Source organism: Acinetobacter sp. UBA1496, from assembly GCF_002324975.1.
Lineage (GTDB): Bacteria > Pseudomonadota > Gammaproteobacteria > Pseudomonadales > Moraxellaceae > Acinetobacter > Acinetobacter variabilis.
On record NZ_DCRI01000010.1, the window covers coordinates 1 to 22,175 of the forward strand.

Here is a 22,175-nt window from a genome sequence, read left to right on the forward strand (position 1 = left end):
CGAACAATTAAACGTTTAGGTAGGACACTATGGAAAAAATGGTCAGGCTATCATCGCCGAAGTTTGGTTGAGACTAAAATGCACTGCATCAAATTATTAGGAGATAAACTCAGTGCAAGGAGCTTTGATAGCCAAGTCAATGAGGTTCATGCACGTGTAGCAGTCCTCAACAGATTTACGGAATTAGGTCGACCACTTACCCAAGTTACGCCTTAAATTTGGCTCAATTAGGGGCGCTTTGCCTTTCAAATCTTTGTGCAACAAAGCCATTCAATATTGCCAATCTGCCGGAAGCTCTCAAACTGGACCTGCTCATCATGCAACTGGCCTATGAAAAAAATCCGTTGGCGGAACGTTTTTATACAGCCTCACATATCAAGCTGAATCAGGCCTGGCATGATTTCTTTGAGCAGGCACAGCAACATCAATTTATCCAGACTGATGATCCGCAACATCAGACCGAACTGATAGTGTCCTTACTATTAGGTATGCGGCATCACAAAGTCTTATTGGGCTTAAGTCCGCTACCCGACATGCAACAACGTCATCAGATCATTCAGCAGGCCATTGAGCTCTTTATACTGAAATATGCGATTTCCCGTTAAATTTCTTTTATCTGGCCGGATCCTTGCAACAGCGTAAGGACTAAAATTCATTCAATTATCAACAAATGATATTCAACTTTTGTCTGCAAAAGACTTGGATTGTCATGCAGTCGGGGTATAGTCAAAGGAAGAATCGGAGGGATATAAAAAATGGTTCAACAGATTGAGGCACCTCTACGCGAAGACGTACGTTTACTGGGTAATCTACTGGGAGAAACCCTGAAGTTACATGCGGGGCAAGATTTGTTTAATCAGGTCGAGCAAATTCGGGCCTTATCGAAAGGTGCTCGCGATGGACAGGTTGAAGCAGAAAAACAGCTGGAACAATTATTCCTGACTTTAGAAGATCATGAAATCCTGCCATTGACCCGTGCCTTCACTCATTTCTTAAACTTTGCCAATATTGCCGAACAGTACCATGTGGTACGTCGTCGCCGTCAAAGCGAATTTGAGGAAACTACAGAATCTCCAAATCCTCTGGTGCCTTTATTTGAGAAATTCAAACAGCAAGAAATTTCTGCAGAAACCTTATATCAGCAAATCTGTGAATTAAAGATTGAACTGGTGCTGACCGCACATCCAACAGAAGTCAGCCGACGCACCCTGATCCAGAAATATGATGGCATCAATAATGCCCTGTCCAAATTTGACCAGCAGAAACTGACCCCGCGTGAACGTCAGGCGGTCTTGGCTGACTTAAAACAGCTCATCAGTTCTGCCTGGCAAACGGACGAAATCCGTCAACATCGCCCAACCCCGGTGGATGAAGCCAAATGGGGCTTTACGACAATCGAACAGACCCTCTGGAATGCTGTACCCAAATTCATTCGTGAACTGAACGGCATGGTTGAGGAACAATGTGGCCAAACTTTGCCGCTAGATGTTGCTCCGGTACGTTTCGCTTCCTGGATGGGTGGCGACAGGGATGGCAACCCGAATGTGACGCATAATGTGACTCAGGAAGTATTGTGGTTGTCACGCTGGAAAGCAGCTGATCTTTATCTGCGTGATATTGAAAACCTGCGCTGGGAACTTTCTATTCAGCAATGCAGTGATGAAATTACACAGGCGTTAGGCCATCAACATCCTGAACCGTACCGTGAATATTTACGCGATATCCGTGAACGTCTAAAAATTACCCGGGCTTGGCTGGCCGAAAAACTACATGGCAAAGATGCGGATGATAGTCGGGTGATTAAAAGTAAAGATGAGTTATTAAAACCTTTACTGATCTGTTATCGCTCATTGATGGCATGCAATCTGGCAGAACTTGCCAATAGCAGTCTGCTGGACCTGATTTACCGGGTGAACTGTTTCGGAATTGAACTCCTCAAACTGGATATCCGTCAGGAATCCGGTCGTCATCGTCAGGCCATTTCAGCCATTACTGAATATCTGGGTCTGGGTAATTTCGAAACCTGGACTGAACAGGCCCGTCAAAACTTCCTGTTGCAGGAACTGCAAAGTAAACGGCCTCTACTACCTAAACACCTGAATGAACCAGCGGGTAGCCTGATTGAACATCCAGATGTACAGGAAGTGTTTACCACCATGCGCACATTGGCCGAACAGCCAAGTGAGTCTCTGGGTGCCTATATTATTTCCATGGCCGAATACCCAAGTGATGTGCTGGCCGTCTTGCTGCTGCAAAAAGAAGCCGGGATTAAACAGCCTTTACGGGTAGTGCCTTTATTTGAAACCTTAAAAGATCTCGACGGCGCTGCTGACACCATGTCGACACTCTTTAATATGCACTGGTACAAGCAGCATATTCAGGGCAAGCACGAGGTCATGATTGGTTATTCGGATTCGGCCAAAGATGCCGGCTTTATGTCAGCCAACTGGGCACAGTACCGTGCACAGGAAGAACTGACCGCAGTCGCCAAACAGCATGGTATCCAGCTGACCCTGTTCCATGGTCGTGGCGGCTCGATCAGCCGTGGTGGTGCACCCACCCAGCAAGCCTTGTTCTCGCAACCGCCGGGTTCGATTTCAGGGGCCATCCGGGTGACTGAACAGGGCGAGATGATTCGCTTTAAATTCGGTCTGGAAGAAATCGCGCTACAAAATCTCGAGATTTATACTGCGGCGACATTGGAAGCGACTTTATTACCGCCACCTGAACCGAAACCGGAATGGCGTGATCTGATGCATAAGATGACCGATCTGTCGGTACAGGTCTATCGTCAGACGGTACGTGAAAATCCACATTTCGTGAAATACCTGCGTACCGTGACCCCAGAACTGGAACTGCAAATGCTGCCACTTGGTTCACGTCCAGCCAAACGTAAGGTCAGCGGTGGAATTGAATCTTTGCGTGCCATTCCTTGGGTTTTTGCCTGGACTCAAATTCGTCTGATGTTACCGGCTTGGCTGGGTACTGGTGCCGCATTAAATGAGGTACTGGATCAAGGGCAACGTACGATTCTGGATGAGATGCTAACTGAATGGCCTTATTTTCAGACCTTGATTGATATGCTTGAAATGGTACTCTCCAAAGCAGACAGCAATGTCGCGCTCTATTACGAATCGCATCTGACTCAGGATGAAGATCTGAAAGAACTCGGGACGGAACTGCGTCAACGCTTGCAGGATGCTATTCAGACCTTATTAACCTTAAAAGGGGAATCAAAACTGCTCAGCAGTAATGGCGTCTTGGATCAGTCCATGACCGTGCGTAAACCTTATCTGTTACCGCTCCATTTACTACAAGCCGAACTGATGAAACGTCGTCGGTTATATCTGGAACAGCAGCAGGCTGAACACACTCCGGTCGATCATGCCCTGATGGTGAGTATTGCCGGCATTGCCGCCGGTTTACGAAATACCGGTTGATTTTTTTCTCTTCCATTTAAAGCACATCTACACGATGTGCTTTTTTATTGATCAGTCAATAGCCAAAAAAGCTTTATTTATATATCAAATTAAAATTACTTATAGAAGTTGAATATGAATTGTCCGGGAATTAATCCACTGATTTAACTTTAGTTTTGATTTAAAAAACTTTTACCGCACGGTAAAATCTCAAATAAAGTCATAGAATTAATTTGAACAAAAATTTTGTTTCAGTGATTAAATCTTCTAAAAAACAAGAGTATGATGTGCACAATTTATCTTTTGAGTGCTCATTTTATGTCCAATTGGTTTCCCAAGTGGCGCCCTTATGAGGGTAGTATCGATGCACGACCAGTAGGTACCGCAGAGTATTTACCGCCTGCCCAGACCCTGATCTTGGGGGTACAACATGCCTTTGCCATGTTCGGTGCGACGGTACTGGCGCCATTTCTAATGGGTTTTGATCCCAATCTGGCCATTTTAATGTCGGGGATCTGTACCATCCTGTTCTTCCTGATCACGGGTGGTCGTGTACCAAGTTATCTGGGTTCAAGCTTTGCGTTCATTGGGGTAGTGATTGCGGCAACCGGTTATGCAGGTGCTGGCGGACTAAATCCAAATATTGGTGTCGCCGCTGGCGGGATTATTGCCTGTGGTGTGCTTTATGCCTTGATGGGTGTTCTGGTCATGGCAACAGGAACCCGCTGGATTGAAAAATTGATGCCGCCTGTAGTGACCGGTGCGGTGGTGATGATTATTGGTCTGAACCTGGCCCCTGTGACTGTGAAAAACGTCATGGGCAATACCTTTAATATGTGGATGTCACTGGTGACCGTCCTGTGTATGGGTTCCATTGCGGTGTTTACCAAAGGTCTGGTACAGCGTTTATTGCTCTTGATCGGTTTATTGCTGGCTTACTTCATTTACTACATTTTAAGTAATGTAATGGGCTATGGGACTGCAATTGATTTTGCGCCCATTCAGCAAGCTGGCTGGTTTGGTGTTCCGAGCTTCCATGCGCCAGTATTTGATACCAATGCCATGCTGATCATTGCGCCTATTGCCCTGATTCTGATTGCAGAAAACTTGGGACATATTAAAGCCGTAGGTGCCATGACCGGTGAAAATCTGGATCCGCATATCGGTAAAGCCTTTGTAGCGGACGGTATTGCAACTACCTTGGCAGGTGGTGTGGGCGCACCGGGTATGACTACCTATGGTGAAAATATTGGTGTGATGGCCGTTACCCGGGTTTACTCGACGATTATCTTTGCTGTTGCCGGTGTATTTGCGGTATTCCTAGGTTTATCGCCGAAATTTGGTGCGATTATTCATACCATTCCAACAGCGATTTTAACCGGCGCCTCAATTGTGGTCTTTGGTCTGATTACTATTGCCGGTGCGAAAATCTGGATCGAAAATAAAGTCGATTTTTCACAGAACAAAAACCTGATGGTGGCAGCAGTAACGATTATTCTGGGTACGGGTGACTTTGCTCTGACCTTCGGTAACTTTAACCTAGGTGGAATTGGTACAGCGACCTTTGCTGCGTTATTCCTGAACTGGTTCTTTAGCCTGGTCGATAAAAAATAATTCGAAGACTTATATTTTCAAGCAGCCTCCAGGCTGCTTTTTTTATATCGTAAGAATTGTTTAAATAGGCCTGATCTTTTATATGAGCATCCTGCCGATGCGTCTGGATTTTTTTGATTTACGTCTTTTTCTCAATATAGTCGACACAGGTAGTCTGACCAAAGGTGCTGAACGCTCTTCCATTTCCTTACAGGCAGCCAGTGAGCGGATTAAAAAGCTGGAACAGCAATATCAGGTCAGTCTGTTCAGCCGCCATTCTGCTGGGGTAAAAATGACTTTTGCGGGACAGGTCTTTGCTGAACATGCCCAAGCCCTGTTGCAACAGGGACAACAGTTGTCTCAAGCCATGGCCGGCTTTAGTGAAGGACTCAATTCCAATATCAGCTTATGGTGTAACTCTTCAGCACAAAGTGAGTACCTTCCCCTATTATTGCCAAAATATCTGGTAAATAACCCAAATATCCAGATTGACCTCAAAGAAGCAGAGAGCAATGACATCATTGCAGCTTTGGCGAGTGGTACTGCCAAGCTGGGACTCATTTCCAGCTTTTTTCCTGCGTCACAATTACAGACTCTGGAATTTTCAGATGATCCTTTGGTGCTGATCTGCCCTGAACAGCATGATCTGGCAACGAACCAGGCATTAACATTAGCAGACTGTCTGAATTATCCCTTTGTTGGTCTGATGCAATATCACTCTTTGCAGCAGTCGATTGAAACCCAGGCTCGCTTGCTGAATTGTGAGATTCAATACCGCTTGCGCTTACCGAATTTTGCCGCCATTGCTCAGGTTGTGGCCAATGGTGTAGGGATCGCGATCATGCCAAAACGTGCTGCACAACGTTTGGCCGAGCTCTATGCATTTCAGCAAATCCAGCTGACGGGAGATTGGGCCAACCGCAAGTTATTGTTAGCTGCAAAGAACTTTGATGAACTGAGCACGGCCTATCAGCACTTTAGCCAGTTCCTCATTTCTGCGGATGTACAAAAAATCCTGAATTAAATCCAGCCGAATTGATGCAGCATCATATAGCTGCCTAAGGCAATCAGGCCGATAAAAAATACTGTCCGGAATTTCTGTTCAGGGATACGGGAACGGATTTTTTTGCCGAACCACATCCCGATCAAGGCTGGAATCAGTGCAATCGCTGACATGGCATAATCAATCGGCATATCTTCCACCGGGTTTCGGTGCAGAAAAACTGCCAAACACACTGTCGAGGTGGTAAATACCAATCCTAAGGCCTGAACCAGATCATCACGTTTTAAATGCAGGGTTTGCAAATAAGGCACGACTGGGATTACCACTACCCCAGTTGCCACGGTCAAGGCACCCCCGAGATATCCCATAATTGGAGAAAGCCACTTTTCATGCTGGCTTAGATCTGGCATCCGTTTCGCCAGTAAACCATATAGGCCATACAGGGCAAGCATCCCGCCCAGTAAGGCTTCACTATGAAATTCAGAATGACCTAAGGTCGGGAAAATACTCCAGACTGAACCCAGGATAATGCCTGCCAACAATAGCCAGAAACGGCGAATCAGTTTCAGCACATGACCTTCAGCAAATAACTGCCAGAAATTGGTCAGCATCGAAGGCACAATCAGTAAAGTTGCTGCCTGGAATGGGCTCATAAATATGGTCAGCAAACCCATGGACACCGCAGGCAGACCTAATCCAATGGTGCCTTTAATCAGACCAGCCAGAGCAAAAATAGCAATAACAAAAGCAGTCATCTGATGACCCTAAATTGATTTAAGCTCATGCTATAGAAATCACGAATAGAGTAAAATCAGGGTTTTAAGAAGGAAGCCTCAAGTAAAGATTGAGGCCTCAGATGGACGTGCTGAAACTCATCAGATTCATCAGCAAAAATCGGATTTGAAAACTATTTAAGGACGGAATTCTTTCAGTTCACGCTGAATGAAATACTGGAACATTTCCCGGTACAAATGTTCAATAAACGCCTGATCCACACCCTGCTGTTGTGCCAAGGCTTTGACATTTTCCACAATCTGCTCCATACGCTCCGGTGATTGCAGATCAGTTTCAGTTTTTTTAAAACGGGTGGTTTGATCAACATAAAATTGACGCGCAGCGATCAGCTCGACTAAAGCTGTATCAATGGCATCGATCTGTTGACGTGCATGTTGTAATGATTCAGCTTTGATTTTTTCCATGTTTATTCAGTCACTTTCAGTTTAGTTATCACTCTTATACTTTTCTTCTAACACATTACTGAAAATACTTTCAATCATCCAGACACGATATAAGCTATTAAATGTATAACTTTGCCCATCAATACGTAGTTCCAGCACCGGTAAATTCGGCTGGGACTTCATTTCACATAAGGTGTCATTTTCCTGCAACTTGGCCAGAACGTCTTCCTGGGTCAGTTCAGTAATATTCAGTTCCTGCTGCATACGCTTGAAATGCGCTGCATAAGACAGATCATAACCACGAGTCCAGACCGCTTCCAGAATCTGGTACATGGCTTCAATCCGCTGCTCTTCCGGACAGCTATAAAACAATTGCGCCATCGGCATCACGGCCTGCTCGGTTGGCCGGCAGAATGGGGTAAATTTGACTTCAGTCCGCTTGGATAAGCGCGTCGCCAGACTCCAGTCAAACCAGTCGCGTTCCTGATAAGACAACGGATAGACATTCAACTGGATATTATAAAAATCAGCCAGCTCTTCCTTGATATAAGCCAGTAACAACCAGGAAATCGGATCTTCCAGAGCGATATACAGGTCTAGCTCTGGGTTCATGGACTGGATTTCATTCAGCTCTTCGGCATCACTGATCAGATGCTCGCGCCATTCAATATGATTGATCAGGAAAATCGGGTTGCCGGTCAGTAATCTCTGCTGTTTCAGGCGACGGGTCAGACGTAACAAGTCATCTACCGCCTGATACTGGCGTCCGCCAAACTGGAAATAGCTGGCCAGAATCGGACTATGCTCAAAAATACGTTCCGGAAAATTCTGCGGCGCATGATGACGGCTAGCCATCGCATATAAGGTGCGTAATTTTCCGTTCTGTTTTTGCCAGAGCATATGAAAGACATCTTCTAGCAAATACAGAAAATCCTGTCCGCGTAACGGTGTATTTCTCAGGATGGTTTCTGCCTGCTTTAAGGCTTCAGCTGTCGGTAATTCTGGGGTCTCATGAAAGCTGAAACGATGCTGTTTAGATAAAATTTTGGCATCATTCAGACAATAGTGCTGCCATTCATCAAAAGACATCTGATTAGGCGGCTCAGCCCGCTGATCTGAAATGATGACTTTGAGTGGCTTCAGTTCCGGACTGAGAATTTCTTCCAGTTGCGGTAACTGTTGTACCGCCAGATAACTATAAACATCATCCAGTCTTAAATGGATGCTCAAGCCATCTTCAATAGATAACACCGTTTGACGAACTGGTTTCTGGTAAAACCAACTCGATCGGATTGGATCAAACCAACGGCGTAGCAGGGACATGAGAGGTGCCTCGAAAAGATTTTGTCATGCCAGCCCTTGCCAGCAGGATCGTTTTATTCAACATCCTATTATGAGGATGTTTATGACCTGATATAAGTCTTGTGCAAAACTTATATCAAGTCAGCAACAAATGTTCAATGTTTTCTAGGACTTTAGATTTCAAGATTTAGGTCAGTCACAGCCCCGGTCTCCGCCCCAGAAGTCAGTTTGGCGAATTTCGCCAGTGCCCCGTGGGTATAATTTGGTTTCGGTTTCACCCAGGCCGCCTGACGTGCAGCAAGCTCTTCATCCGAAATATGCCAGGTCATTTCACGGGTTTCCGCATTAATGGAAATTTCATCGCCATTTTGCACCAGACCAATCGGGCCACCCTCATAGGCTTCCGGTGTGACATGACCAATCACAAAACCATGACTTCCGCCTGAGAAACGGCCATCAGTAATCAGTGCGACTGAATCCCCCAGACCTTTACCAATAATAGCAGAAGTCGGTTTCAGCATTTCCGGCATGCCCGGTCCACCTTTAGGACCAACACCGCGAATCACGACCACTTCACCTGGCTGAACTTCGCCATCCAGAATCCCGCGCATCGCGCCCTGTTCGCCTTCAAACACCCGTGCCGGTCCTTTGAAATATAGACCTTCCTTACCGGTAATTTTGGCGACTGCGCCATTCGGTGACAGGTTGCCTTTCATAATGATCAGATGCGAGTCTTTTTTCACAGGTTGGTCGAATGGCAAAATAATCTGCTGACCTTCTGGATAATCTTTTACATCGGCCAGGTTTTCTGCCAGTGTTTTTCCGGTCACAGTCAGACAGGAACCATCTAGCATGCCAGCATCCAGCATGCGTTTCATCAATGGCTGAATCCCGCCAATGGCAATCAGTTCGGACATTAGATATTTACCGGATGGACGGACATCGGCCACGACAGGAATTTCTTTACCAATTCGTACAAAGTCATCTAGGCTCAGCTCAACACCCGCTGTATGCGCCATGGCTAACAGATGCAGCACTCCATTGGTTGATCCACCCAACGCAATCAATACCTTAATTGAGTTTTCAAAAGCCGCTTTGGTCATAATGTCACGTGGCTTGATATCCAGACGGAGCAGATTCATCACTGCTTCACCAGCACGGGCACAGTCAATCTGCTTGTCTTCAGACACCGCTTCCTGTGCGGATGAGCCTGGCAGGCTCATGCCGAGAGCTTCAATCGCAGAAGCCATAGAATTGGCGGTATACATCCCCCCACAAGAACCCGGCCCTGGCAAAGACACTTCTTCAATATGTTTCACCTGAATCGCATTAATTTTGCCTTTGGCATGCTGACCCACCGCTTCAAATACCGAAATCATGTCGGTATGCCCTTCACCCGGCTTGATGGTGCCACCATAAATAAACAGACCTGGACGGTTTAAACGTGCCAAGCCCATGATGCAGCCCGGCATATTTTTGTCACAGCCCCCAATCGCAATCACGCCATCATAGGCCTGACAACCGACCACCGCTTCAATCGAATCGGCAATAATTTCACGCGACAGCAAGGAGTATTTCATCCCTTCAGTTCCGTTGGAGATCCCGTCGGAAATAGTGATGGTATTGAAGATAATCCCCTTACCACCGGCAGCATTCAGGCCCTGCTCGACTGTACGTGCCAGGCCATCAATATGCATATTACAAGGGGTCACATTGGCCCAGGTCGACGCGATCCCGATAAACGGACGAGTAAAGTCTTCATCCTGAAAACCGGTGGCACGCATCATGGAACGGGCCGGTGCATTTTCGATGCCTTCATAGACGGGAGCAGAATGTTCTCGGATATTGTCTTTACTCATTTTATTCGTCCTGGATGTAATTCTTGTGAAGCCTAAAAGCTGTCTAGGTTTTATTCGATTGTATAGAAAGCGATCTTTAGATAAAAGTAAGACTCTGTGTATCTGATTCGGTTATTTGAGGCAGTGCGATTATCAAGAATAAAAAAAGCACCCCTTCTGGAATGCTTTTTTGCGCTATAAAATTTACAGCTTAGATTTCACGTACCGCGCCTTTTGCCGCACTTGTGGTATGCATTGCATAGGCCTTCAAAGCTTTAGAAATCTTACGTGGACGGTCTTCTACTGGATGCCAGCCTTTTTCATCTTGAGCAGCACGACGAGCGGCCATAGTCGCATCATCCACAGCCAGGTGAATGGTACGGTTTGGAATATCGATTTCGATACGGTCGCCATCTTCAACCAGACCAATTGCACCACCTTCTGCAGCTTCTGGTGATACGTGACCAATCGACAGACCTGAAGAACCACCAGAGAAACGGCCGTCAGTCAGAAGTGCGCACTCTTTACCAAGACCTTTAGATTTCAGGTAGCTGGTTGGATATAGCATTTCCTGCATACCAGGGCCACCACGTGGACCTTCATAACGAATCACAACCACATCACCTGCTGTGATTTTACCACCCAGAATCGCGTCTACCGCAGAATCCTGGCTTTCAAATACACGTGCAGTCCCGTTAAATTTCAGGATTGATTCATCTACACCGGCAGTTTTGACGATACAGCCATCAAGTGCGATGTTGCCATAAAGTACAGCTAGACCACCGTCTTTAGAGAAAGCATGTTCTGCATTACGGATCACACCATTTTCACGGTCGCCGTCCAGACGTGAGTAGTAACGATCTTGTGAGAATGCAGTTTGAGTCGGTACACCGCCTGGTGCTGATTTAAAGAATTTATATACTTCTTCATCTTCAGTACGGATGATGTCCCATTTATCTAAAGCATCTTTAAGTGTTGCTTCGTGCACCGTACCGACAGAGGTATCTAACAGGCCTGCACGATCCAGTTCGCCGAGAATCGACATGATCCCGCCGGCACGGTGCACATCTTCCATATGCACGTCATTCTTCGCAGGAGCAACCTTACAAAGCACTGGTACTTTACGAGACAGACGGTCAATATCATCCATGGTGAAGTCCACACCCGCTTCGTTTGCAGCAGCTAATAAGTGCAGAACAGTATTGGTTGAACCACCCATTGCGATATCCAAAGTCATGGCATTTTCATACGAAGCTTTAGTCACCATTGAACGTGGCAATACGCTATAATCATCCTGTTCATAATGGCGTTTTGCCAGTTCAACAATGAGAGAACCTGCACGTTCGAACAGTTTTTTACGGTTCGCATGAGTTGCCAAAGTTGAACCGTTACCTGGAAGTGACAGACCCAATGCTTCAGTCAAGCAGTTCATTGAGTTCGCAGTGAACATTCCTGAACATGAACCACAGGTCGGGCATGCAGAACGTTCATATTCAGCAACTTCTTCGTCAGTATAGTTATCATCTGCAGCGACGATCATCGCATCGATCAGGTCGATGGCTTTGTCATTACCACGGATTTTTACTTTACCCGCTTCCATCGGACCGCCAGACACGAATACTACCGGAATGTTCAGACGCATTGCCGCCATCAACATCCCCGGAGTGATCTTGTCACAGTTCGAGATACACACCATGGCATCGGCACAGTGTGCGCTGACCATATATTCTACCGAGTCAGCAATCAGGTCGCGTGAAGGCAGTGAATACAGCATACCGTCATGACCCATCGCGATGCCGTCATCTACAGCAATGGTATTGAATTCTTTTGCTACACCGCCTGCCTGTTCAATCTGACGTGCCACGAGCTGGCCTAGATCTTTAAGGTGAACATGACCCGGTACAAACTGGGTGAATGAGTTCACCACTGCAATAATCGGTTTACCGAAGTCTTCATCCTTCATCCCAGTTGCGCGCCATAAGCCACGCGCACCCGCCATGTTTCTTCCGTGTGTCGATGTTTTTGAACGATAGTCAGGCATTTTATATTTCCAACAAAGTTTGAGCTTGAAATGAACCGAAAAAGGTTCACTCTGGCTAGATCATACTGACAATGAGCTTAAATCAGTCGAATGTTAGACCTATCATACTACAAGCCATTGTTTTACAAGATGACCTATTCGTTGTAGATGCAGACAAAAATGTCTATAGAGAGGTCTCGGTGAGCTGACAATAAAAATCTCTTAATAAAGCTACTATACCGCCATCATGGATCGGACAATACAAAACTTTCATGAATAATTTTTAGAATTTGCATGAGTTTTTTTTATATAAAATTTAATTAAAAGTAGGAATCTATAATCGCTGTAACAGTTAAGTGCATTGTAGATTAGGCGGCCATTTGGCTTTTAGCTTATAATAGCTGCCAAGTTTATTTGGAATTTCATGTGTGAAAATCATATTTGCAGGCACACCAGAATTTGCAGCAACTGCATTGGCTGCGCTTCTCAAAACCGATCATGAAATTGTGGCGGTCTATACTCAGCCGGATCGTAAAGCCGGTCGTGGTCAAAAACTTACCGCTTCTGCCGTGAAACAGCTGGCGCTTGAACATGACATTCCGGTATATCAGCCACTTCATTTCAAGTCTTCAACAGAAGAAGGTCTGGCAGCTCAGGCTGAGTTAAAAGCGTTGGATGCTGATGTGATGGTTGTAGCTGCCTATGGTCTGATTTTGCCGCAAGTGGTTCTGGATACGCCTAAATATGGTTGCCTGAATATTCATGGTTCACTGCTGCCACGCTGGCGTGGTGCTGCGCCGATCCAACGTGCAATTGCAACAGGTGATCACGAAACTGGCGTGACCATCATGAAAATGGCTGCCGGGCTGGATACCGGTGACATGATGTATAAAACCTTATGTCCTATTACTGCAGAAGATACCTCAGCCAGCCTGCACGATAAACTGGCTGCGCAAGGTGCGGAAGCGATTGTAGCAGTACTGGAATCTGAAGAAAAATTACAACAGTATTTAGCTGCCCGGGAAGTGCAGGACGAAGAACTTACCGTCTATGCTCATAAGCTGTCTAAAGCAGAAGCCCGAATTGACTGGAGCTGTACTGCCTCTAATATTGACCGTAATATCCGTGCCTTTAATCCTTGGCCGGTGGCTTTTATCCCTCTGGATGAAAATAACAACCTGCGGGTTTGGGGTTCGGTACTCTCAGAAAAAAATGCACACTGTCATGCCGCTGGCACGATTCTGGCGATTGATAAACAGGGTGTGCATGTAGCCTGTGGTGATGAAAAAGCAGTGTGTCTCACTTCACTGCAATGGCCGGGCGGCAAACCGCTCAATCCGGTACAAATTAACCAGACCCAAAAATTACATGTAGGACAATTATTGGCATGAGTCATTCTGAATCAGGCACATCTCACCTTAACTTGCGTGCCCAAGTGATTCGTACCTTACTTGCTGTACAGCAAGGACAATCTCTGGCTAGCATTTTGCCGCTGCATTTAAAGAAAGTGGCAGACCGTGACCGTGCCCTGTTCCATGAACTGGTGTTGGGTACTTTGCGTCAATGGTATGCGCTTAAAAGTATTACCTTGCCTCTACTGGTGAAGCCTTTAAATAATGACACGGTCGAAACCTGTCTCTATGTCGGCCTATACCAGTTACTGGAAACCCGGATTGCGCCGCATGCTGCCATTTCTGAAACCGTGACTGCAGTAAAGCAACTTGGTTATCAGGCTTTAAGTGGTGTAGTCAATGCTATCCTGCGCCGTGTTTCACGTGAAACATCTGAATTTCAGGCAGCACTGGATCAGGCTCATGGTTTGCCAAGCTGGCTATTTAAACGTCTGAAAAAAGACTGGCCAGAACAGCTTACTGAACTGAGTCATGAACTGAAACAGATTGCTCCACTTACTTTGCGCGTAAATGAACGTCAGGTTAGCCGCGAGGACTATCTGGAAATTCTGGAAGAGCATGAAATTCCGGCCCACGCCTGTACTATTTCCAAGGTTGGGATTATTCTCGATGCCAATGTACAAGTACCTGATTTACCCGGCTTTGATGTCGGCGGTTTTTCGGTACAGGATGAACATGCCCAGCTCTGCGCTACCTTGTTGCCAGATCTGGATGACAAGTATGTTATTGATGCCTGTGCAGCACCGGGTGGTAAAACGGCGCATATTCTAGAAAAATATCAGCCGCGTAAACTGATCGCTCTTGATCAGGATGCCAAGCGTTTAACGCGTGTCACTGAGAATCTTGAACGCCTGTTACTGGAAGGCGAACACGTTGAAATTAAAGCCGCAGATGCCATCACTTGGCAGGCACCGGAACAGCCGGACTGTATCGTGCTGGATGCGCCATGTTCAGCCATCGGTGTAATGCGTCGCCATCCAGATATTCGTCTGTTACGTCATTCAACCGATATTACTCAGACGGTAGAGCTGCAAAAGCAGATTCTGGAAAATATGTGGCAGCAACTGAAAGTCGGCGGCACCTTGGTCTATATCACCTGCTCAATTCTCAAAGCGGAAAATGAACAGCAGATGGTTGATTTCTTTAGCAAACATACGGATGCTAAGGAAATCAAAATCGAAGCCGATTGGGGCATTGAACAGATCCATGGTCGTCAGCTGCTACCTAAAACCGGTCAAGGCGATGGCTTTTTCTATTGCCGGATTGAAAAGACAGCTTAAATTAGGTTGCTAAAAGAAAAGGTAGCTTCGGCTGCCTTTTTTATTGTTTTGATTTGAAATTCTTATTGTACAAATTTAAAAATCACTAGACTGGTCGCCAGTGCCGCCATCCCACTGACCAGACCATAAACGGTTTCATGACCTTTAGAAAAACGTTTTGCAGTCGGCAAGAGTTCATCCAGTGCCAGATAAACCATCACCCCACCGATAATCCCAAACACCATGCCATAAATGGTATGACTCATATACGGCGCCAGAATGAAATAACCCAGCGCAGCGCCCAGAGGTTCAGCAAGGCCTGAAACCAGACTGGCCACAAGTGCATAGTCTTTACGGCCTGTTGCACCATAGACCGGTAATGCAATTGCGACACCTTCAGGCACATTATGAATTGCAATGGCAACCGCCAATGATGCACCGAGTGCAGGGCTTTCCAGCGTCGCAAAAAAAGTTGCCAATCCTTCTGGCAGGTTATGTGCACTAATCGCAAATAATGTCAGCAGACCGGTTCTTAGCAGTTGCGGCTGACTCAGATCCTGTTTCGATTGAGCCTCAATGGTTTCATGCGGATTAGGAACGAATCGGTCCAATAGTAAAACCAGTACCACACCCAATAAAAAGGCAAAGGTGCCATAAGCAAAACCAGATTTCTCATCAAAAGCCAGGCTAAAAGAACTAATAGATTTATTTAAAATTTCTGTGAGCGAGACATAGATCATTGCTCCCGCAGCAAAGGCCAGTCCAAAGGCTAAAACCCGGTAATTCGGTTTTTTCAAGAACAGCACCAGTCCCCCACCTACTAGGGTAGCCAGACCTGCCAAAAATGTCACTGCAAAAGCAGTATAGACCTGCGCATCAGTAACGGGAGCAATTCCCATAAGTCTGCCCATTAAAAAAGTCATTATCACCAGAGATGATAATGACTTTCATTTACAGCAACAATGTGTTTATGTGAAGATTTTTAGTCTTCTGGTTCTTCTGGATTTTTTGCCAGATGCATGACAGCCAGTGCCAGACCACCCCATAATAAAACCATGGAGAAAATCATCATAATCAATGCAGATGTATTCATATTCGTTCTCCTAACTATGACGATCTTTCACTAGACTGAACAAAATGGCACCCAGAATAAAGAATGCAATCGTGCCCCCACCAATCATCCATAACGTACTTGCAGGATAATCACCATAACCTTCTGCCATGATTGATTTCAGGGTTAAGCCCAATGCCAGCAATAATGATAAAGGCGTGATCACTGTCAGCATGAACTTCCAGCTGGCACCAAGTTTCACGCTGGCAAACTCGTTCACATGTGTTTCCAGCTGTTTCATCAATGGACGACGGAACCAGGATAATAAAATAATCGAGAACAGACCACCACCCACAATACCAATGTTGTTAGCGAAGTAGTCAATGATATCGACAAAGGTAATGGCACTATGAGTCGAGAACATTAAGGTAGATACAACTGCTGAACCACCCGCAATAATCGTCACTGACTTGTTCTTCGACCAGCCCAGCTTGTCCTGGAATGCCGCAATTGGCACCTGCAGGATACTCACCATGGAGGTAATACCTGCCACTGTTAATGAACCGAAGAACAGGAAGCCGAACAGGTCACCACCTGCACCTAAGCTGGAAATGATTTTCGGGAAGGCAATAAAGGCCAGACCGATACCACCAGATACCACATCTTCAACCTTCGCACCTGAACTGAACGCCATAAAACCAAGTGCTGCAAAAACCCCAATACCTGCCAGGATTTCAAAAGACGAGTTAGCCAATGCTACCACGACACCTGAACCGGTCAGGTTAGTTTTACGTTTCAGGTAAGAGGCATAGGTCAACATAATCCCGAAACCCACTGAAAGTGAGAAGAAGATGTGACCAAATGCAGCCAGCCAGACTTTATAATTGGTCATGGCTTCCCAGTTTGGGGTAAAGAAGGCATTTAAGCCATCGACTGCACCCGGTAAACGTACCGCCTGAATCACCAGAATCGTGAATAATATTACCAGCAAAGGCATGAATATTTTATTCGCCAGTTCCACCCCACGGCGTACCCCACCGTAAAGAATCAGCATCACGGCTGCCCAAACGATCACCAGACCAAAGAACAGTACAGGGACGAAACCGAAGGTCAGGCCCTCACCATTTTGCAGGTAGCTATTGAAGAAAAAGGCTTGAGTATCTGTGCCCCATTGCTGTCCAAAGGAATAAATCATATAGCTGCCGGCCCAAGACAGGACGCTGGCATAATAAATCCCGATGATTAGGGTCACCATGACCTGCCACCAACCCAGAGATTCTGCATTCATGAGTTTTTTATAGGCCATCGGTGGTGCTTTGCGGAACTTATGTCCGACTGCATAATCTAAAAATAATAGAGGTAAACCTGCTGCAAAAATCGCAATCAAATAAGGAATCAGGAATGCACCTCCGCCATTTTCATAGGCAACGTATGGAAAGCGCCAAATATTCCCTAACCCTACTGCAGAGCCAATCGCTGCAATAATAAATCCTGATCGTGCCGACCAATTCTCTCGAGTATCTGTCATAGAACACCTAAACCTTAGGTCTCTTTAGATGCTGCTTATTATGGTTATCGCGCGAGCAAAAAAAGTACCAATAAAAATAATTCTGGGTGCTTCAATTGGAGCTTTGCCTTGTGAGCTTCAGCTTCTAAATCAGCCAACGGTCTAGCATGTCAAATCCTGGATAAAGCATCTTGCCCACACTGTCCGTGTATATGGATTTAACAATACTGAGTTTTAAGTATGATTTGTGTAAATTCTGCTCCTAATATTAATTTTTTATAATATATCTTGTTCAACCGTTCAATATTTCTCCAGGCTTAGCTTGATTTATTAAGTTATAAGTGAATTAACTTTTAGGAATATATTGTTTTTTAAGTATATCTTGATGAGTTATAAAAATTATTCCTGTTCTCTTCTTATTGAATAGCTGAACTTTAAAAACTCAGATCATGAGCAAATGTACGCATGATCTGAACACTTAAAATTTAAATCATTATTCAGGCTTTAATTACCAGTATGCGTTCTTCCTGCATGTCACGAATTGCAGACTGGATGCCTTCACGCCCTAATCCCGAATCCTTTACACCACCATACGGCATATTATCAACACGGAATGACGGAATATCATTGATAATCACACCACCCACATGTAGATGATCCCAGGCATACATCATCTTCTGTAGATTCTGGGTATAGATGCCGGCTTGCAGACCAAAACGACTGCTATTAATACAGGCAATTCCTGATTCAAAATCGCTATAAGCTTCAATAATGGCGACCGGACCGAAAACTTCATTACGGTAAATTTCCAGTTGATGATCTACCTTTTCCAACAGAATCGGTTCAAACATCGCACCCTTCACTTCACCACCAGTCAGTACATTGGCACCTTGCGCTACGGCATCTTCCATCCAGCGATGCAAACGTTTAGCTTCAGCTTCCTTGATCATTGGCCCCAGCAAAGTTGTTTCCAGATCTGGATCACCGGCTTTCAGATGTTGCAGTTTTTGAACCAGCTTGTCTTTCAGCTCTTCAAAAATATCCTGATGCACCAGAATACGTTGCACACTGATACACACCTGCCCTGCATGACCATAAGCACCACCAATCAGACGGTCAATCAGCTGTTCACTGAGTTCAGTATCTGGCTCAATCATCACTGCGGCATTGCCACCGAGTTCCAGTGTGACTTTTTTGCGGCCGGCACGAGCTTTCATATCCCAGCCCACGACATCGGAACCGGTAAAGCTCAACAATTTAAAACGGTCATCTGTGACCAGTACATCCGCCAAATCACGTGGACAAGGCAGAACTGAGAAGGCATTCTTCGGTAAATCAGTTTCTGCCAGAATCTCGGCAATTTTTAAGGCTGAAACCGGAGTCAGACTCGCCGGTTTCAACACGAATGGACAACCTGCAGCAATTGCCGGTGCAATTTTATGTGCGGTCAGATTTAATGGAAAGTTAAACGGACTAATCAGGGAAACAGCGCCAATCGGTACCTGTTTCACCATGCCCTGATAACCTGAAGCTGCAGCGGTGACTGCCAGAGGCAAAATACGGCCCTGATCCATCTGGGTGACCGCATCTGCCGCAATCTGGAAAGTATTGATCAGACGCTCTACTTCTGCACCGGCTGCTTTACGTGGCTTGCCACCTTCCGCAATCAGGATTTCAGTCAGTTCTTCACGGATTTCATTAAACCGCTTCACACAATGCAGCAGAATTTTCTGTTTCTGGAAAGGTTCCAATGCTGCCATTTCTGCTTCTGCCTGAGTCGCAGACTGAATCGCCTTTTCTAAAGTTTTAGCATCTGCCAGCGCGACACGAGCATAAAGCTCCTGACTATATTTATGTTTGACCTCCAGCCATTCACCCGTTTGTATCGGCTGTCCTGCCACATATAATGGATAGTCTTGATGATATTGTGCTGCTGTTGATCCCATTATTCTGCCCTTCACATTAGCATATACATTTTAGAAATTACCTATATCATGCACTTACTGATTACGTTTAAGAAGATGTATTTAGGTAACAAAATCGCTCAATTTAAAGAAAGCGTAAGGAAAATTAGAAATGCGTACACAATTATTCACTGCATTATTACTAGGATTAGGACTGAGCAGCATAGGCCATGCGGATGTGATTGGTCTTAAAGCAGATGCCAGCTACTGGAATTTTGACGGTTATAGCCAGTCTGCCAATGCCGGCAAACAGGACCTGGATCGCCAAGGTACAGCACAACTGTCGGTTGCATTTGAACATCCAGTACCACTACTGCCAAATGCCAAAATCAAATATGTGAGTCTGGACAATAATAGCGAACAAAGCACCCCGCTGAATGCTGCCGATATCGAACTTAATAATATCGACTATATTCTGTATTACGAACTGCTGGATACCATTGTGCATGCTGATATCGGTGCTGGTCTGACCAATCTGGATGGTACAGTCAGAAATCTGAATGCAGGTGCCCTGACTCAGTACGATCTAGATGAATACAGTCCATTACTCTATGCTACAGCTGGGGTAAAACTGCCATTTACTGGCATGAGTGCTAAAGCTGAAGCGGTTTACAGTCATGGTAGCGATATTAAAAAGACTGATGTTCAGGCTGAACTGCAATATGACTTTATTGATAACCTGCTGGTCGATGTAGGGGCTAAAGTCGGCTATCGCATCATGAATATTGATGCCGAACAAAATAATGCGCCAGATTTGGAACTGGAATTTAAAGGTCCTTATATCGGCTTAGATATACACTTCTAAGGAATATAATGACTTATGAAAATTGGTCTTCACCCTGTAAGCCCAGACGTACAAAGATAGATGTCATCGACGTCTATGCCAGCTTTCAGGTTCAGACTATTCTACAAATATACAGAGCAGGAAGCTCAAATACCTAAAAACAAGAAGAATAAAGTAGTGCACCAGGACGTGAGGTACGACAGGAGTTATACCTAGACACGAGATACGAAAAAAGCCCCAACAGGATGTTGGGGCTTTTTTTATCTATAAATTCTTAGCATTGTTTAACAGTTCCGAGCTAAAAATCCAACATTGTAAGAATCACTTTGTTGTTAATCTGAAAATCCTCACATTTTTTGGGAACAGCAATCATGGTAAAAAAGGTCCTCTTTATTACTTCAAACCAAGGCGTTGAACATGATGAACTGGTCGAGCCTCTAAATTTTCTAAAATCCAAAGGATTTGAAGTGATTCATGCGGCAGAAAAAAATGAAGAGGTGGCGACTGTAAAAGGCGATACTAAAGCTGCTACCTCATATACGCCTGATACCAGTTTTGATCATGTCACACTGGATGATTATGATCTCTTGGTTGTTCCTGGTGGCACTGTGAATGCAGATACTTTAAGAATTAATGAATCTGCCCAGAAAATCGTGCAGCATTTTGCTGATCAGCAAAAACCAATTGCCGCAATCTGTCATGCGCCATGGGTTCTGATTGATGCACAGCGAATTAAGGATAAAAACCTGACTTCGTACAAGAGCCTCAAACTGGATCTGGAAAATGCCGGTGGTAAATGGGTCGATGAACAAGTTCACCGTTGCAATACTGGCGACTGGGTACTGATTACTTCACGTAATCCGGATGACATTCCTGCTTTCAATGACGCTATCTTAAAAGAACTGGAAGGCGATGTTGCCTAAGTTCATACTATAAAAAAGCCTCCATCTGGAGGCTTTTTTATTTTCTTGATCTATTTTATTTAAATGCCGCCTTTCAGGCTTTTTAGATAAGCCACTATATCTTTATTACCGGCCATTTCTGCCAGTTCCAAAGCGGTATAGGTACTGTGATGATCGACATCTGCACCTTTGCTGACCAAGAGTTTGACTACTTCGAGATGATCATTTTCAGCCGCAGCCTGCAAAGCGCTATAGCCTTCTTCATCGGCAGAGTTGACGTCCAGACCTTCCTGTAAGCCCTGCTCGACCTGCTCAACGTCGCCGATTGAGGCCCAGTACACCAGTTCAGGAAGATGAAGTTCTTCATCATCTTCAGGGATTGGAGAGAATGAGTCGAGTTTCATAATTCCTTCCTTATACCAGTTAAATCTTTTCTATTAGCTCATTACCAATATACTCGATTTCATCTGCTTCAAACTCAGTAATTTTCTTAGTTTCTATACCTAATTTATATTTAGGACGACCTTTAAAAATAAAAAATGGATCTGATGCTTTTAGGTATCTAATTTTTGCAAAATCTTCAGGTCTCAACCAAATTGTAACTGTGCTTCCACCAGCTCTACGGATACCAACCATATTACTGTTTGGATATAGTTTATAAACACTACCTTGTATCTCTTGATATTTACCCAACCAATATTCATCTTTAATTGAATTTAGATAATCTTTGGTAGTGGAATCAAATGCTGCTACAGTTTCTCTACCTAACAATGGTGAACCAATAGAAATAGCTTCTATCCCACCAATGGTATCTACCCTGTTTACGATATTACTAATTTCTGGATAAATCGAACCCATAAAAATTTTTCTATTATCATTCTTTTCATCATGTATTCTTTTTAATAAATCCCCAACATAATAACTAGGGTCTGTTGACACTTAC

The 22,175-nt window shown here is 45.0% G+C and carries 19 protein-coding genes and 1 pseudogene; 9 read left to right on the plus strand and 11 right to left on the minus strand.

Features of this window, described 5'->3' with window-relative positions:
- From B3143_RS00910 to B3143_RS00930, 5 genes and pseudogenes are all read left to right on the plus strand, one after another.
- Nucleotides 1-216, plus strand: a pseudogene (locus B3143_RS00910) (IS5/IS1182 family transposase); the annotation flags it as partial.
- A 2-nt stretch (nt 217-218) separates the two neighbouring features.
- Nucleotides 219-605 carry a TetR/AcrR family transcriptional regulator C-terminal domain-containing protein gene (locus B3143_RS00915; protein ID WP_286739169.1) on the plus strand — a complete coding sequence of 129 codons (387 nt, stop codon included), beginning with the start codon at nt 219-221 and terminating at the stop codon, nt 603-605.
- 150 nt (nt 606-755) lie between these two features.
- The gene (gene ppc / locus B3143_RS00920) at nt 756-3,440 is read left to right on the plus strand and encodes a phosphoenolpyruvate carboxylase (protein WP_286739171.1); all 2,685 of its coding nucleotides are present in this window, start codon (nt 756-758) and stop codon (nt 3,438-3,440) included.
- Nucleotides 3,441-3,737: 297 nt separating this feature from the next.
- Complete coding sequence (locus B3143_RS00925) at nt 3,738-5,033, plus strand: solute carrier family 23 protein (protein WP_005233183.1); 1,296 nt, start codon at nt 3,738-3,740, stop codon at nt 5,031-5,033.
- Nucleotides 5,034-5,130: 97 nt separating this feature from the next.
- Entirely contained in the window at nt 5,131-6,036 is a 906-nt protein-coding gene (locus B3143_RS00930; protein ID WP_286739194.1) for a LysR family transcriptional regulator, read from the plus strand.
- Here the strand turns inward: B3143_RS00930 and B3143_RS00935 are convergent.
- The 5 genes from B3143_RS00935 to ilvD (B3143_RS00955) form a co-directional block, all read right to left on the minus strand.
- Entirely contained in the window at nt 6,033-6,770 is a 738-nt protein-coding gene (locus tag B3143_RS00935) for a sulfite exporter TauE/SafE family protein (protein ID WP_286739172.1), read from the minus strand. The two genes, B3143_RS00930 and B3143_RS00935, sit on opposite strands and share 4 nt — an antisense overlap.
- 156 nt (nt 6,771-6,926) lie before the next feature.
- Nucleotides 6,927-7,214 carry a chorismate mutase gene (locus B3143_RS00940; RefSeq protein WP_004780403.1) on the minus strand — a complete coding sequence of 96 codons (288 nt, stop codon included), beginning with the start codon at nt 7,212-7,214 and terminating at the stop codon, nt 6,927-6,929.
- A gap of 21 nt (nt 7,215-7,235) precedes the next feature.
- Nucleotides 7,236-8,516 carry a hypothetical protein gene (locus B3143_RS00945; protein ID WP_208462282.1) on the minus strand — a complete coding sequence of 427 codons (1,281 nt, stop codon included), beginning with the start codon at nt 8,514-8,516 and terminating at the stop codon, nt 7,236-7,238.
- 152 nt (nt 8,517-8,668) lie between these two features.
- Entirely contained in the window at nt 8,669-10,354 is a 1,686-nt protein-coding gene (gene ilvD / locus B3143_RS00950; RefSeq protein WP_286739174.1) for a dihydroxy-acid dehydratase, read from the minus strand.
- Between the two features lie 190 nt (nt 10,355-10,544).
- Nucleotides 10,545-12,374, minus strand: coding sequence for a dihydroxy-acid dehydratase (gene ilvD, locus B3143_RS00955; protein WP_081402678.1), 1,830 nt, complete (start codon nt 12,372-12,374; stop codon nt 10,545-10,547).
- Nucleotides 12,375-12,781: 407 nt separating this feature from the next.
- Between ilvD (B3143_RS00955) and fmt the strand changes: the two genes are divergently transcribed.
- Nucleotides 12,782-13,744 carry a methionyl-tRNA formyltransferase gene (gene fmt, locus B3143_RS00960; protein WP_180014507.1) on the plus strand — a complete coding sequence of 321 codons (963 nt, stop codon included), beginning with the start codon at nt 12,782-12,784 and terminating at the stop codon, nt 13,742-13,744.
- Nucleotides 13,741-15,045 (plus strand): 16S rRNA (cytosine(967)-C(5))-methyltransferase RsmB, encoded by a 1,305-nt coding sequence (gene rsmB / locus B3143_RS00965; protein WP_286739175.1) that lies wholly within the window; start codon nt 13,741-13,743, stop codon nt 15,043-15,045. The genes fmt and rsmB overlap by 4 nt, the downstream gene beginning before the upstream one ends.
- Before the next feature lie 62 nt (nt 15,046-15,107).
- Here rsmB and zupT read toward each other — a convergent pair whose 3' ends face one another.
- The 4 genes from zupT to B3143_RS00985 all read right to left on the minus strand — a co-directional run bounded on the left by zupT (nt 15,108) and on the right by B3143_RS00985 (nt 19,528).
- Nucleotides 15,108-15,923 carry a zinc transporter ZupT gene (gene zupT / locus B3143_RS00970; RefSeq protein ID WP_286739177.1) on the minus strand — a complete coding sequence of 272 codons (816 nt, stop codon included), beginning with the start codon at nt 15,921-15,923 and terminating at the stop codon, nt 15,108-15,110.
- An 83-nt stretch (nt 15,924-16,006) separates the two neighbouring features.
- Nucleotides 16,007-16,117, minus strand: a complete 111-nt coding sequence (locus B3143_RS00975; protein ID WP_004780392.1) for a methionine/alanine import family NSS transporter small subunit — start codon at nt 16,115-16,117, stop codon at nt 16,007-16,009.
- Nucleotides 16,118-16,127: 10 nt separating this feature from the next.
- Nucleotides 16,128-17,603 (minus strand): sodium-dependent transporter, encoded by a 1,476-nt coding sequence (locus tag B3143_RS00980; protein WP_286739179.1) that lies wholly within the window; start codon nt 17,601-17,603, stop codon nt 16,128-16,130.
- A gap of 476 nt (nt 17,604-18,079) precedes the next feature.
- Nucleotides 18,080-19,528 (minus strand): aldehyde dehydrogenase family protein, encoded by a 1,449-nt coding sequence (locus tag B3143_RS00985; RefSeq protein ID WP_286739182.1) that lies wholly within the window; start codon nt 19,526-19,528, stop codon nt 18,080-18,082.
- 130 nt (nt 19,529-19,658) lie between these two features.
- On the opposite strand from B3143_RS00985, the gene B3143_RS00990 reads away from it, so the two are divergent.
- Both B3143_RS00990 and B3143_RS00995 read left to right on the plus strand, forming a co-directional pair.
- The gene (locus B3143_RS00990) at nt 19,659-20,351 is read left to right on the plus strand and encodes a TIGR04219 family outer membrane beta-barrel protein (protein ID WP_286739185.1); all 693 of its coding nucleotides are present in this window, start codon (nt 19,659-19,661) and stop codon (nt 20,349-20,351) included.
- Nucleotides 20,352-20,701: 350 nt separating this feature from the next.
- Nucleotides 20,702-21,253: a type 1 glutamine amidotransferase domain-containing protein gene (locus tag B3143_RS00995; RefSeq protein ID WP_166137431.1), complete on the plus strand. Its 552-nt coding sequence runs from the start codon at nt 20,702-20,704 to the stop codon at nt 21,251-21,253.
- A gap of 59 nt (nt 21,254-21,312) precedes the next feature.
- Here B3143_RS00995 and B3143_RS01000 read toward each other — a convergent pair whose 3' ends face one another.
- Both B3143_RS01000 and B3143_RS01005 read right to left on the minus strand, forming a co-directional pair.
- Nucleotides 21,313-21,636 (minus strand): ankyrin repeat domain-containing protein, encoded by a 324-nt coding sequence (locus B3143_RS01000; protein WP_286739188.1) that lies wholly within the window; start codon nt 21,634-21,636, stop codon nt 21,313-21,315.
- A 19-nt stretch (nt 21,637-21,655) separates the two neighbouring features.
- Complete coding sequence (locus B3143_RS01005; RefSeq protein WP_286739191.1) at nt 21,656-22,090, minus strand: hypothetical protein; 435 nt, start codon at nt 22,088-22,090, stop codon at nt 21,656-21,658.
- Between the last annotated feature and the right edge of the window lie 85 nt (nt 22,091-22,175).